The sequence below is a fragment of the Frigoribacterium sp. AC512 genome, assembly GCF_979258295.1.
The window spans coordinates 3,192,836-3,204,731 of the sequence record NZ_OZ409850.1 but is presented as its reverse complement, the minus strand read 5'-3'; the positions used below and the strand labels follow the sequence as shown (position 1 = coordinate 3,204,731).

13 protein-coding genes are annotated in these 11,896 nt (G+C 74.9%); 5 read left to right on the top strand and 8 right to left on the bottom strand.

Features of this window, described 5'->3' with window-relative positions:
- The first annotated feature begins 91 nt into the window (after positions 1-91).
- Together ACZZ97_RS14820 and ACZZ97_RS14815 are read left to right on the top strand one after the other, a co-directional pair.
- Positions 92-769, top strand: a complete 678-nt coding sequence (locus ACZZ97_RS14820; RefSeq protein WP_314102802.1) for a response regulator transcription factor — start codon at positions 92-94, stop codon at positions 767-769.
- Positions 766-2,082 carry a sensor histidine kinase gene (locus ACZZ97_RS14815; RefSeq protein ID WP_463473643.1) on the top strand — a complete coding sequence of 439 codons (1,317 nt, stop codon included), beginning with the start codon at positions 766-768 and terminating at the stop codon, positions 2,080-2,082. Before ACZZ97_RS14820 ends, ACZZ97_RS14815 begins: the two co-directional genes overlap by 4 nt.
- Positions 2,083-2,226: 144 nt before the next feature.
- Here the strand turns inward: ACZZ97_RS14815 and ACZZ97_RS14810 are convergent, their stop codons facing one another.
- From ACZZ97_RS14810 to ACZZ97_RS14790, 5 genes are all read right to left on the bottom strand, one after another.
- Entirely contained in the window at positions 2,227-3,069 is an 843-nt protein-coding gene (locus ACZZ97_RS14810; RefSeq protein ID WP_463473642.1) for a glycosyltransferase, read from the bottom strand.
- Positions 3,066-4,679, bottom strand: a complete 1,614-nt coding sequence (locus ACZZ97_RS14805; RefSeq protein WP_463473814.1) for a PIG-L family deacetylase — start codon at positions 4,677-4,679, stop codon at positions 3,066-3,068. The genes ACZZ97_RS14810 and ACZZ97_RS14805 overlap by 4 nt, the downstream gene beginning before the upstream one ends.
- Complete coding sequence (locus ACZZ97_RS14800; RefSeq protein ID WP_463473641.1) at positions 4,676-5,956, bottom strand: acyl-CoA dehydrogenase; 1,281 nt, start codon at positions 5,954-5,956, stop codon at positions 4,676-4,678. The genes ACZZ97_RS14805 and ACZZ97_RS14800 overlap by 4 nt, the downstream gene beginning before the upstream one ends.
- Before the next feature lie 91 nt (positions 5,957-6,047).
- Complete coding sequence (locus ACZZ97_RS14795) at positions 6,048-6,761, bottom strand: GAF and ANTAR domain-containing protein (RefSeq protein ID WP_463473640.1); 714 nt, start codon at positions 6,759-6,761, stop codon at positions 6,048-6,050.
- Positions 6,758-7,459: an ANTAR domain-containing protein gene (locus tag ACZZ97_RS14790; protein WP_463473639.1), complete on the bottom strand. Its 702-nt coding sequence runs from the start codon at positions 7,457-7,459 to the stop codon at positions 6,758-6,760. Before ACZZ97_RS14790 ends, ACZZ97_RS14795 begins: the two co-directional genes overlap by 4 nt.
- Positions 7,460-7,599: 140 nt before the next feature.
- Here ACZZ97_RS14790 and ACZZ97_RS14785 point away from each other — a divergent pair, with 140 nt between their 5' ends.
- Positions 7,600-7,866, top strand: a complete 267-nt coding sequence (locus tag ACZZ97_RS14785; protein ID WP_463473638.1) for a hypothetical protein — start codon at positions 7,600-7,602, stop codon at positions 7,864-7,866.
- Between the two features lie 51 nt (positions 7,867-7,917).
- On the opposite strand, the gene ACZZ97_RS14780 is transcribed toward ACZZ97_RS14785, so the two are convergent.
- Both ACZZ97_RS14780 and ACZZ97_RS14775 read right to left on the bottom strand, forming a co-directional pair.
- Positions 7,918-8,859, bottom strand: coding sequence for a hypothetical protein (locus ACZZ97_RS14780; protein ID WP_463473637.1), 942 nt, complete (start codon positions 8,857-8,859; stop codon positions 7,918-7,920).
- A 104-nt stretch (positions 8,860-8,963) separates the two neighbouring features.
- Positions 8,964-9,494: an Lrp/AsnC family transcriptional regulator gene (locus ACZZ97_RS14775; RefSeq protein ID WP_463473636.1), complete on the bottom strand. Its 531-nt coding sequence runs from the start codon at positions 9,492-9,494 to the stop codon at positions 8,964-8,966.
- A gap of 122 nt (positions 9,495-9,616) precedes the next feature.
- Here ACZZ97_RS14775 and ald point away from each other — a divergent pair, with 122 nt between their 5' ends.
- Together ald and ACZZ97_RS14765 are read left to right on the top strand one after the other, a co-directional pair.
- A complete protein-coding gene (gene ald, locus ACZZ97_RS14770) occupies positions 9,617-10,729 on the top strand; it encodes an alanine dehydrogenase (protein WP_463473635.1) in 1,113 nt (370 codons plus the stop codon).
- Positions 10,730-10,967: 238 nt separating this feature from the next.
- Complete coding sequence (locus ACZZ97_RS14765; RefSeq protein ID WP_123548591.1) at positions 10,968-11,240, top strand: hypothetical protein; 273 nt, start codon at positions 10,968-10,970, stop codon at positions 11,238-11,240.
- A gap of 47 nt (positions 11,241-11,287) precedes the next feature.
- Here the strand turns inward: ACZZ97_RS14765 and ACZZ97_RS14760 are convergent, their stop codons facing one another.
- Complete coding sequence (locus ACZZ97_RS14760) at positions 11,288-11,719, bottom strand: PLDc N-terminal domain-containing protein (protein WP_463473634.1); 432 nt, start codon at positions 11,717-11,719, stop codon at positions 11,288-11,290.
- Positions 11,720-11,896: the final 177 nt, after the last annotated feature.

Sequence of the window (11,896 nt, the reverse complement as noted above, 5' to 3'; positions counted from 1 at the left end):
CGTTGCCAGCCCGTAAGCAGCTGCCTTTATCTGGACATGATGTCTGGCATGTCACACTGCAGGACCATCACCCCCGAGGAAAGGAGCCGGCATGCGCGTGCTCATCGCCGAGGACGAGGTCTACCTGGCGGAGGCCGTCCAGTCCGTGCTCGAGCGGGAGGCCATGGCCGTCGACGTCGTGCACGACGGCGACTCCGCCCTCGAGCGCCTCGCCGTCAACGACTACGACGTCGTCGTGCTCGACCGCGACCTGCCGGGCACGCACGGCGACGACGTCTGCTCGACCCTCGCCCTCGCGCCCGCCGGCCCCAGGGTGCTCATGCTCACGGCCGCAGGGGGCCTGCGCGACAAGGTCGACGGCTTCGAGCTCGGTGCCGACGACTACCTCGCCAAGCCGTTCGAGTTCCCCGAGCTGATCGCCCGGCTCCGGTCGCTCGCACGCCGCGCGGGCGCCGTCCGGCCCCCGGTCACCGAGCGCGGCGACCTGCGCTTCGACCCTTTCCGGCACGAGGTGTTCCGAGCGGGGCGCTTCGTCAGGCTCACGCGCAAGGAGTTCGCGGTGCTGGGCGTGCTGCTCGACGCCGACGGGGGCGTCGTCAGCGCCGAGCGCCTCCTCGAGAAGGCCTGGGACGAGAACGTCGACCCGTTCACCAACTCGGTGCGCGTCACGATCTCGAACCTGCGGCGCCGCCTGGGCGAGCCGTGGCTGATCCAGACGGTCCCGGGGCGCGGCTACCGGGTGCCGGCGCCCGAGCTGGCCGGGACGTGACGGGCGGCGCCGGGGCGGGGCGCACGAGCCCCCCGAGGCCGACGTCCGGCTGGCCGCGGGGCAGTGCCCGCCTGCGGCTGACCGCGGCCTTCACGGGTGTGCTCGCCGCCGTCGGGCTGTCCATCGTCACGACCACCTTCCTGGTCATGGTGTACGTCCCCGAATACGACCTCGCCACCGTGAGCACCAGGGCCCTCCCCGCAGGGGGGAGCGCCGAGGGCGGCGACGGCCCCTCGGTCAGCATCGCACCCGAAGCGGCCCAGGCACTCGGCTCGCCCGTCGCGCCCGTCGCGCCCGGCTCGCCCGGCTCGCCCGGCTCGCCCGTCGCGAGCGTGGACGTGCCGTCGATGGTGACCATCGCCGGCGAGGGCGACCTGCTCCGGGTGCTGCTCACCACCTCCCTCGTCGTCTTCACCGCGGCGCTCGCCCTCGGCGTCTGGTGCAGCTGGATCGTGTCCGGGCGCCTGTTGCGACCCGTCGAGCACCTCGCCACCGCCGCCCGCGACGCCGAGCACGGTCGGCGAGGGCTCTTCCGCGAGCGGCTGGCCGACCGGGCGCCCGGACGACCCGACGACGAGTTCGGGCGACTCGCGACGGCCTTCGACGACATGCTCGCCCGTCTCGACCGCTCGTTCGAGGCCCAGCGTCGCTTCGCGGCCAACGCCTCGCACGAGCTGCTCACGCCGCTCGCGACCACCCAGGCGATGCTCGACGCGTCCGTGGACGCCCCTCGGGTCGACGAGCGCCTCACGGCACGGCTCCGCGAGATGAACACCCGCAGCATCGAGACGGTCGAGGCCCTGCTGGTCCTCGCGGACGCACAGGCGGGGCTCGGCGACGAGCGCGAGCTCGTCGACCTCGCCGCGGTCGTCGACGACTCCGTGGCGGCGGTCAGGGCGCAGGCCGACCGGAGGGGGGTCGACGTCCGCAGCGCGACCTGCCCGGCGCTCGTCCACGGCGATCCTGCCCTGCTCGGCGTGCTCGTCGGCAACCTGGTGCGGAACGGCGTCGTGCACAACGAGCCGGGAGGCTGGCTCGAGGTCGCGCTGGGCCAGGGCGACGACGGGGCTGCCGTGCTGCAGGTCGCCAACGGCGGCCCCGTGATCGACCCTGCCGTGGCGGAGCGCCTGGACGAGCCGTTCTTCCGGGCGGAGGGGCGGGTGGCCGGCTCGCACGGCCTCGGCCTCGCCCTGGTCCGCGCCGTCGCCGAGGGGCACGGTGCCGCCCTCACGCTCGAGGCGCCGCAGTCCGGCGGACTGACCGCGCGGCTCGCGTTCGCCCACGAGGACGGCGCGGGCCCGACCCGGTGCTGACCGGCCCGCGGCACGACCCGGCTCGTCCTCCTCCGACGGCCCGGGTCGCCCGGGTCGCCCGGGTCGCCTCGGGTCGCCCGGGCCGCCTCGGGTCGGCTCGGGTCGGCTCGGGTCGCCTCGGGTCGCCCAGGTGGCCCGGGTCGCCTACGCGAGCAGGTCGTTCGCGAGGTAGCCGGCGTAGCCTCCGCGGGTCCGTCCCACCTGGCGGCCCGAGGTGAGGACCTCACCTGCCTCCGACGCGACGACGGCAGCCCCCGCGCCCCGAGCCCGGGCGACGAGCTCGACGTCCTCGTGCAGGTCGAGCTCGCCGAACCCGCCCGCCGCGTCGTAGACCGTCGCCCGCAGGCCGAGGTTGGCACCGTGCACGTGCCCGTTGGGCCGACCGGGCGTGTGCCGCGACAGCCAGGCCGCGATCTGAGCGTCCGAGAGGTCGGCGAAGTCCGGGCGCACCGTGCCCACGACGACGTCGGCCCCCTCGCGGTCGGCGAGGTCGAGCTGGGACGTCAGCCACGCGGGCGGGACGGCCGAGTCGGCGTCCGTGGCGGCCAGCCAGACGGCGTCGCGCGCGACGCCGAGCTCCGCGAGCCGGGCGAAGGCGACCCGGGCTCCCTCGGAGCGGGCGGCCCCGACGGAGCGGAGGCGGGTCTCGACCACCGTCACGTCGGGCACGGCGGCCGCGATCGCGGCCGTGTCGTCCGAGCAGTCGTCGGCCACGACGACGGTGACGACCCGCACCTCCTCGTCTCGGCCCTGCCCTGCCGCCCCGGGACCACCGGCTGCGGCACGACCGGCCAGCAGGAGGCGCGCCTCGCGGATCGAGGCGAGGCACCGCGCGATCAGCTCGGCCTCGTCGCGTGCGGGGACGACGACCGCGACGCCGGAGATGCGCGGCGGGATCGCGGACGAGCGAGTCGCGGCCGGCGTCACGGGCTGCGCGGTCGGCCGCGGCGGGATCGCGGGCTGCGAGACGGCGGGCCGCGCGCTCATCGGAGGCCCGTCCTGCTCGCGACCGATCGGGGGTCGCGCGAGAAGACGTCGAGGAGGAAGTCCTCCTCGACGTGGCCGACGACGCGCGTCAGGCCCGCGTCGCGGGCCCAGGCGGCGAGCGCCTCGTGCACCTCGTCGCCGCGCTGCGCGAAGTCGTCGGCGCCGTGCCGCCAGTGGCAGGCGACGAGCGAGCCGCCCGGCGCGAGCACGCGGTCGACGTCGACGAGCAGCGCTCCGAGCGCCTCGGGAGCCAGGTAGTAGCCGACCTCGCCGAGCACGACGAGGTCGAGCCCGTGGTCGCCCTGGGGCAGTCCGGCCGAGACGTCGGCGACCTCCACGCGCACGTGCGGCTGGGCGGCCAGGCGCTCGCGGGCCCGCTCGACGGCGACCGACGAGACGTCGACGGCGAGCACGGAGTCCGCACGCAGGGCGAGCTGCTCGGTGACGACGCCGATCGAGCAGCCGATCTCGAGCACCCGGCCGAGGCGCTCGTCGGGCAGGGAGGCGAGCACGAGGGCGCGCTTGCGGCGCTCGTACCAGCGCGTCGTGACTCCCCAGGGGTCGTCGCGGCGCGCGTGCGTCGCGTCGAACGACGGCGCGAGCTCGGGCGCAGGGGCGTCGGCGGGCGCCTCGACGAAAACCTCCGCGCCGCCGACGAAGTGCTCGACGAAGTCGGGCCGCAGCACGGCCTCGTCGCCGGGCCGGTCGCTCAGCGGCAGCACCTGCGAGGAGTACCGGGCGAGCGCCCGCTGCTTCGCGAGGCCCGCCTCCTCGTCGCCGTCGACGCGCACGAGCGCGTCCCACGGCACGTCGGGGTGGTCGGGCCCGCCCCAGTGCCACATCCAGATCGGGTACTCGAGGAGGCGGGCGTCCGGCAGCGCGGACCCGTCGCCTCCCACGAGCTCCGCCGCGACCTCGCCGAGCACCCGGTGGTCACGGTGGCCGTCGCCCCGCCACGGGGCGAGGACGAGGACGGGCCGGCGCTCCGCGAGCAGGTCGGCCAGCTGGCGGCGGACGTCGTCGCGGGCCTCGCGCAGGGCGCCGTCGGCGACGCCGAGGGCGACCAGCTCGATCACGTCGATCGGCGTGCTCTGGGTGCTCTGGGCGTCCTGGGCGTCCTGGGCGTCCTGGGCGTCCTGGGCGTCCTGGGCGTCCTGGGCGCTCTGGGCGCTCTGGGCGCTCTGGGCGCTCTGGGCGCTCTGGGCGGCAGGGTCGCCGAGCTCGTCGGGATCGGCGAGCCCGCCGAGCTCGTCGAGGGCGGCGCGGGCCTCGGCCAGGCGCAGCTCGCGGAGCGACCCGGCCGGGGTCGACGTCGACCGCGGGTGCGACGCTGCCCCGTCGGTGACGACGACGACCGTGACGGCGCGTCCGTGCCGCACGAGCTGCGCGATCAGCGAGCCGGCGCCGAGCGTCTCGTCGTCAGGGTGCGCGGCGAGGACCACCACCGGGCCGGAGGCGCCGACCAGGTCGAACGCGCCGGGCGCGTCCGGCTCGGCGACGGCGGGCACGATCGCGGGGTCGAGGGGACGCGGAGCAGGCAGCGTCGCCCAGCGCGGGTCGGAGCGCCAGGTCCCCACGGAGGTGCCGGGCTCCCGGGCGTCGAAGCTCACCAAGGGGCGATCCCCGCGGTGCTCGTGCTGCCCGTGCTGCCGGCGGCCGGTCGAGTTGCCGTTCCGGGGGCGTCTGGCGTCGCGAGACCCCCGCGAAGTGGCAACTCGCTCGTCGTGGGCGCAGCAGTGGTCGCGGGCGCAGCAGCGGCAGCGGCGGCGCCAGCAGCCGCGACGGCCGCGTCGCGCACGGCGCCGCCGAGCGACGCGTCGTCCTTCGACGCGTGCCGCTGCCGCAGGTACAGCTCGAGGTCGGCCACGCGCTTGGCGTGCTCCGGGTCGGAGGCGAGCGGCGCCGGGCCGAGCGCTCCGCCGACGGCGGCGAGCACGTCCTCGGCCGCGTGGGCGACGGTCGCGCGCGTCCTCTTCGCGAGGAGCCGCGCCTCCTGCCCGACCGCTCGGCCGGAGTCGACGGCGACGGCCGCCTCCTCCAGTGCGCGACGCGCGTCGCCGAGGCGTTCGTCGACGACGCCGAGCGCCCGGAGCAGCCACGGGTCGGGGTCGCGGGCGACCGCGGACCTCAGCAGGGCGCCGGCCACGCCGACCGCGCCGCCGTACCAGCAGGCGGCGACGGCGATGCCGCCCCACTCGAAGCCGGGGCGACGGAGGTACCAGCCAGGCTCACCGACGGGTGTCGCCGGCACGGACGAGAACGTCACGGGCCCCGAGGGGATCTCGACCAGGCCGCGCGCGTGCCAGGCGCCGGGCACGACCTCGACGCCGGGCTGGCGGAGGTCGACGGCGAACAAGCGGCGCTCGTCGCCGACCCAGGCGGTGACGAGCGCGCCGTCGAGCACGCCCGCGAGCGAGCACCACGGCTTGGTGCCGGTGAGCGTCCAGGAGGTGCGGGCGTCGTCTCCCGCACCTGCGGCGGTCGCCGAGCCGGCGGGCTCCGCGGGCTCCGCGGGCTCCGCGGGCTCGGCGGACTCCGCGACGAGCTTCGCGCCCGGGCCCTCGGCCGCGAAGACGCCCCAGGTGAACCGGTCCGCCGAGGAGGCGCGGGTCGGCAACACGACCGTGCCCGCCTCCCGCGCCTGGTCGAGGATCGCGGTCGCGTCGAGGTGCGGCTCGACCGCCCGGGCCGCTCCGACGTCGTGGGCAGCGAGGGTCGCGAGGGCCAGCCACAGGTCGGCGGTCGAGCCGGCCCCGGGAACGGGTGCCGCGCCTCCTCGGCGGGTCAGGTCGGCGGCGAGCTCGAGGGAGCCGGCCACCGAGCGCGGCAGGCGAGAACGGACCACAGCCGTGGCCGACCGGGGGTCGACCTCGTGGGAGAGGAACATCCGTCGAATCTACGGCGCTGACGCCGTGCTCGTTCACGGAGGAGGGGCCCGCGGCTGCTCCGTTCGCCCTGCGACCGAGTTCCGGGCAGCGCTAGAGCGTCAGGCGGCGCTCGACGAGCTGCACGGCGACGTCGGCCAGCTTGAGCCGCCGACTGCGGGCGTGCTGACGGATGAGCACGAACGCCTCGTCCGTGCTCACGCCGCGCACGTGCGCGACGACGCCCTTGGCCTGCTCGATCACGACGCGGGTGTCGAGCGCGCCCTGCAGCTGCTCCTGCACGACCACGCTCTCGCGCAGCGTGCGTTCCTGCAGGATCCCGATCGTCGCGACGTCGGCGAGCGCCTGCCCGACCCTCACGTCGCGCTCGTTGAGGGCGCCCACGGAGGTGCGCAGCAGGTTGAGGGTGCCGATGACCGTCCCTCTGAGGCGGAGCGGCACGGCGTGCACCGATCGGAAGCCCTGCTCACGGGCGACGGCGGCGAACTCCGGCCAGCGCCCCTGGTCGACGGCGACGTTCGGCAGCGAGACGGGCTCCGCCGTGGTGAAGCACGTCCAGCACGGGCCGGAGCGAGCGTCCAGCTGCATCGTCTCGACGAGGGTGCTCGCCTCGCTCGTCGACGCGACCACGTCGAGGTCGCCGTCCTCGTCGGCGAGCAGGATGCCCGCCTCCTGGACGTCCAGGACGGACCGGCAGGTCTCGACGAGCGTCTGCAGCAGCTCGATGACGTCGAACCCGGCGACGAGGCTGTCGGCCAGGGTGGCGAAGGCATCGACGAGGACGGCCTCACGGCCCGCCTCGCTCACCACTCCTGCTCCGGCTCGTCGGGGCGGGGGCCGTCCGGGGCGGCGGCGAAGCTCACGCGTCCCTCGAGGACGGCGTCGGCGATGTCGGTCATCGACACGCCCTCGGCGAACGCGCGGCCCTGCAGCAGCAGCTCGGCGTCCTCCGCGGAGACGTCGGCCTGGGCGAGCACCATGCCGGTCGCCTGGTGGACGCGACGTCGGGAGTACTTGTCGACCCGCACCTCCTCGGCCTGGTCGTCGGCCACGTCGCGCACGGCACGGCGCAGGAGGTGGCGGCTGAGGTCGTCGGCCAGCGCGGAGGCGCGGCGCGCGCTCGCGTCGGGGAGCTCGCCCGGACGGTCGCACCACAGGTCCATCGCGCCGAGGGCGAGCGGGCCGAGCAGGAGCGGGAACGCGAAGAGGGCCTCGACGCCCTCGTGGTCGAGCAGGGCACGCGAGAAGGCCGGCCAGGTGCGCCGCGGGGCGAGCCGGAGGCTGCCCTCGAGCACGGGACGCCGCTCGGCGACGGCGTCCCAGCAGGGCCCCTCGCCGAGGTCGAACTGGAGCTCGTCCAGCCGCGCCGCGGTCGCGTCGCTCGCCGACACCGTCTCGGTGCGGAGCAGCTCGCCCATCGTCGACACGGAGACGCCGGTCACGGGCAGGGACGCGAGCACGCTGCCGGCCAGGTCCGTGTCGTCCACGCGAGTGAGGTCGTCCATGGATGTGAGGTTACCCGGCCCCCTGGCGTGGGAGCGCACGTCGTGCGACGCTTGTCGCAGACGTGAGAGACCCCTGGACCTCGGGCCCGACGCGATCGTGCCGCCACTCCCTCGGCGGCCAGCGACGAGACGAGAGAACCATGGCATCCACCTTCCTGACCCTCGACCGCCACGAGTACCGCCTGGCGGCGGACGCCGACGTGTCCGCCCTCAAGGGGCGGGTGCTCGACGCCGTCGTCACGGGCGCCTCGTTCGTCGACGTCCCGACCGCTGACCGAGGCGTCCTCGCGGTGCTCGTGCGCCCGGGCGACCACGTGACCATCGGGACGACCGACGTCGTCGAGCTCGACCCCGACGCGTGGTCCGACCTCGTCATCGCGGTCGACCTGGAGGACTGGGCGCGCTAGCCGGCCTGGCGGGCCGGCTGCGAGCTGCCCGGGTGCACGACCGCCCGTCGCTCAGAGCAGGACGGTGCTGCTGCGGAATGACGACGGCGACGTCGTCCCGACCTGCCAGACGACCGTCAGGCCGCGCGGCGCGCCGTCGCTCGAGGCCGAGCCCACGGGGATCGTGAACTCGCGGCCCGAGCCGGCGGAGACGGGCTCGTCCGTGGGGGTCTCCACCCCGTCGACGAACGCGAAGACCCCGTTCGGGTAGCCGACCGTCGAGGGGCCGGTCGCGTCGGCAGAGGCCGGCGACGCGAACGTCAGGGAGGCGGGCGCCGAGTCGTCGAAGGGGGCGGCACCCGCGTCCGCGGTCGCGGCGACGTCCTCGGCGCCGACGGCCGGGTTCGTCCACTCGTAGACCGAGTCACCGGTCGAGGGGACGCCGGCGTCGTCGATGCGGAGGCCCGCCGACGACTCGCGGACGATCCACGCGTCGGCCTCGGCCTCGGTCGTCGCGCTGACCACGGTGACGACGTCCTCAAAGGCCTTCGTCTCCTCGAAGGTCGCCGCGGCGAGCTGCCCGGCCGCCTCCGGAGTGACGGTTCCGTCCCGTCCGAACAGCGAGGCGAACTGCTGCTCGGACGGGTAGAAGGCCTGCGCCTCGGGCGTGAGCAGGGCCCAGGCGGCGGCCGCGTCGCCGGCCGCGGCGGCGTCGAGGTACTCGCGGACGAGCTCGACCGCGGGCGAGGCGGCAGAGGTCGCCGACGCGGAGGGGACGGGGTCGGGGGCGGAGGTGACGGTCACCGTCGGTGTCGTCCCCTCGGCCTCCGCGGAGGTGCAGCCGGCCGTGACCCCGAGCACCGCGACGGCGAGTGCGGCGCCGGTCAGGGTCGCGCGGGCCGACGGCGTGCGGGACTGGCGCGTGCGGGGTGACGGGGTGCTGCGTGACGGGGTGCTGGCGAGGGTCGCGCGGGCTGGGGTCCGGTTCGTGAGAGCTGCTCGTGTCGATCGCATGAGGCGGACGGTAGGCGAGGCGGGCGGAGGCTGACCGCGACTCCCAGGGGACCGTGACCCGCGCCTCCTGCCGGATCGTGACCCGCGCCTCCTCGTGCCCGACCTCAGCGGAAGGACGCCGCGACCCCGTTGCGGTGGTAGTCGAACACGATGCTCGTGCGGGTCGAGGCGACCGACGGCTGGGCGGAGAGGTGGTCGACCACGAAGGTGCGGATCTCGCTCGAGTCGGCCACGGCGATGTGCACGATGAAGTCGTCGTGCCCGCCGAGGAAGAACACCTGCAGCACCTGCGGCAGGCTCCGCACGGCCTCCGAGAAGGCGGTGATGGCGGCCTGCCGCGACCCCGGCCGCAGGGTCACGCCGACGATCGCCTGCAGGGGCAGCCCGAGGCTCCGCTGGTCGATGCTCGTCAGGAACCCCGTCACCACCCCGCGGTCGATCAGCGAGCGCAGCCTCACGTGCGCCGTAGAGGGCGCGACGCCCACCGCCGCCGCGAGCGCGGCGTTCGAGATGCGCGCGTCCGTCCCGAGCACGTCGAGGAGGCGCAGGTCGAGCTCGTCGAGCGGGCCGGAGGCGCGAAGATCGTTCGGCCCTGCACTCGCGGGGACGCCTTCTCTCGGGTCTGATGCAGCCATGGGGGCATCTTCGCAGAAGATGCTTCGGTCGAAACAGGTCCGAAACGAACGATCGCCACGATCGGGTCACACTGGATGAGCAGGGTCGCGACGAGGCGCTCCTGACGAAGATCGGAGCAGCCGTGCGCGTCGGAGTCCCCACCGAGATCAAGAACAACGAGAACCGGGTGGCCCTCACGCCCGCCGGGGCCGACGCCCTGGTGCGTCGCGGCCACGAGGTGCTCGTGCAGGCGGGCGCGGGGCTGGGCTCGCGCATCCACGACGACGACTTCGCCGCGGTCGGCGCGACGATCGTCGAGACCGCCGACGAGGTCTGGGCCGCCGCCGACCTGCTGCTCAAGGTCAAGGAGCCGATCGCGTCCGAGCACCGCCACCTGCGCGCCGACCAGGTCGTCTTCACCTACCTGCACCTCGCCGCCGACCGGCCCCTGACGGAGGCGCTGGTCGCCTCGGGCACGACCGCGATCGCCTACGAGACGGTGCAGCTGCCCGATCGCTCGTTGCCGCTGCTGCAGCCGATGAGCGAGGTGGCAGGGCGCCTGTCGATCACGGTCGGGGCGTACCACCTGATGCGCGCCTCCGGCGGTCGCGGCACCCTGCTCGGCGGCGTGCCCGGCACGCCGTCCGCGAAGGTCGTCGTGATCGGCGGCGGGGTCGCCGGCGAGCACGCGGCCGCGAACGCCCTCGGCCTGGGCGCGGACGTGACCGTGGTCGACCTGTCGCTGCCGCGCCTCCGTGCGCTCGAGTCGCGCTTCGACGGCCGGGTCGCCACGCGGCACTCGTCGCCCTTCGAGATCGCCGCGCAGGTGCGCGAGGCCGACCTCGTGATCGGGTCGGTGCTGATCCCGGGGGCGGCGGCGCCGAAGCTCGTCACCGACGAGATGGTCGCGACGATGAAGCCGGGCGCCGTGCTCGTCGACATCGCGATCGACCAGGGCGGCTGCTTCGAGGGGTCTCGGCCGACCACCCACGACGACCCCACCTTCGCCGTGCACGACACGGTCTACTACTGCGTCGCGAACATGCCGGGCGCCGTGCCCGAGACCTCGACGCGCGCGCTGACCAACGCGACGCTGCCGTACGTGGTGGCGGTGGCCGACCAGGGCTGGGAGGCGGCCACGGCGGCGGACCCGGCCCTCGCCGCCGGGCTCAACGTCGTCGCGGGAGCGGTCGTCGCGCCGGGCGTCGCCGCCGCGCTCGGGATGCCGCTCGGAGCGGCGCCCGCGCGGGCCTGACTCTGCCGCCCCGAGTGTGAGCCACGCCTCGAACCGCGTTCCGAACCATGAACCGCGAAATAACTCGGTTCATGGTTCGGAACGCGGTTCCTCAGGGGCTGAGGCTGGCGTCGAGGCGCGCAGGGGCGAGCGTCCAGGAGGCGGGACCGACGACACGCCGGAGCGGTTGCGCGAGCCGATCCGGCCTGCCTACACTCGCCTCCTGTTCGAACACGTGTTCGAGAGAGAGGCGGCCCCGATGAACATCTCCACGACCCGATCGGCCGTCGCGCTCTGGTTCGTCGACGGCACGCCCGACCGGCTCGTGCACGACGGCACCCGGTGGCGCGTGACGGACACCCCGACCGAGATGTGGCACGAGCCGGCCTTCGTGCCCGCGCTCATCACGCACCCGCCGCAGCAGTTCGTGGGGTGGCGGTTCCAGGCCACCGACGGCGTCGGCACGACGCACATGTTCGAGGTGCTCCGCGACGGCGCGGGGCAGTGGGTGCTCGGCCGCGTGTACGACTGAGGCCCGGTCAAGGTCGAGCCCGTCGACGGGTCAGGCCGCGTCCGGGGTCACTCGGGGCGCTTGCGCTTCTCCACCTCGACCTCGAGGGCACGCAGGCGGGCCTGCTGCTCGTGGAACTCGATCTCGCGGTCGAGGTCGGCGAGCTGCTCCTCGGTCGTCTTCTGGCGGGGGGCGGCCGGCTGCGACGACCACGAGGAGGCGCGACGCGATCCCCCGAAGCCGACCCGCTCCGATCGGCGCGGGTCCCCGAACGAGACGTTCTCGGACGACCTCCCCCCGAACGACCCCGCCGCGCGGGCGGCGCTCCAGTCGTGGCCGACGATGAACCACAGGGCGCTACCGAGCAGCGGCACGAACACGACGAGCAGCACCCAGACGAGCTTGGGCAGCCCGCGCACCTGCGAGTCGTCGCGCGACACGATGTCGACGAGGGCGATCAGGCTGACGGCGAACAGCGCCACGGTGAAGAGGACGTACACGGTCGGGAGCCTAGCGAGCGCCCCGACCTCGACGCGAGGGGCAGGTGCACCCAGCCCGGGGGTGACCGTCGGGGCGCGGCAGCCTCCCCACAGCATGTGGATAAGCGTGTGGAAAATGTGTGTCGGGAGCGACTCTTTCGGGGGATAACTGAGGAAAGCTGTGGACTACTGTGTGGA

Excerpts from the sequence above, each read along its gene's own strand:
- ACZZ97_RS14820 (WP_314102802.1), top strand. The coding sequence starts at position 92 with ATGCGCGTGCTCATCGCCGAGGACGAGGTCTACCTGGCGGAGGCCGTC.
- ACZZ97_RS14810 (WP_463473642.1), bottom strand. The coding sequence starts at position 3,069 with ATGAGCGCGCGGCCCGCCGTCTCGCAGCCCGCGATCCCGCCGCGGCCG.
- ACZZ97_RS14800 (WP_463473641.1), bottom strand. The coding sequence starts at position 5,956 with ATGTTCCTCTCCCACGAGGTCGACCCCCGGTCGGCCACGGCTGTGGTC.
- ACZZ97_RS14790 (WP_463473639.1), bottom strand. The coding sequence starts at position 7,459 with ATGGACGACCTCACTCGCGTGGACGACACGGACCTGGCCGGCAGCGTG.
- ACZZ97_RS14785 (WP_463473638.1), top strand. The coding sequence starts at position 7,600 with ATGGCATCCACCTTCCTGACCCTCGACCGCCACGAGTACCGCCTGGCG.
- ACZZ97_RS14780 (WP_463473637.1), bottom strand. The coding sequence starts at position 8,859 with ATGCGATCGACACGAGCAGCTCTCACGAACCGGACCCCAGCCCGCGCG.
- ACZZ97_RS14775 (WP_463473636.1), bottom strand. The coding sequence starts at position 9,494 with ATGGCTGCATCAGACCCGAGAGAAGGCGTCCCCGCGAGTGCAGGGCCG.
- ACZZ97_RS14765 (WP_123548591.1), top strand. The coding sequence starts at position 10,968 with ATGAACATCTCCACGACCCGATCGGCCGTCGCGCTCTGGTTCGTCGAC.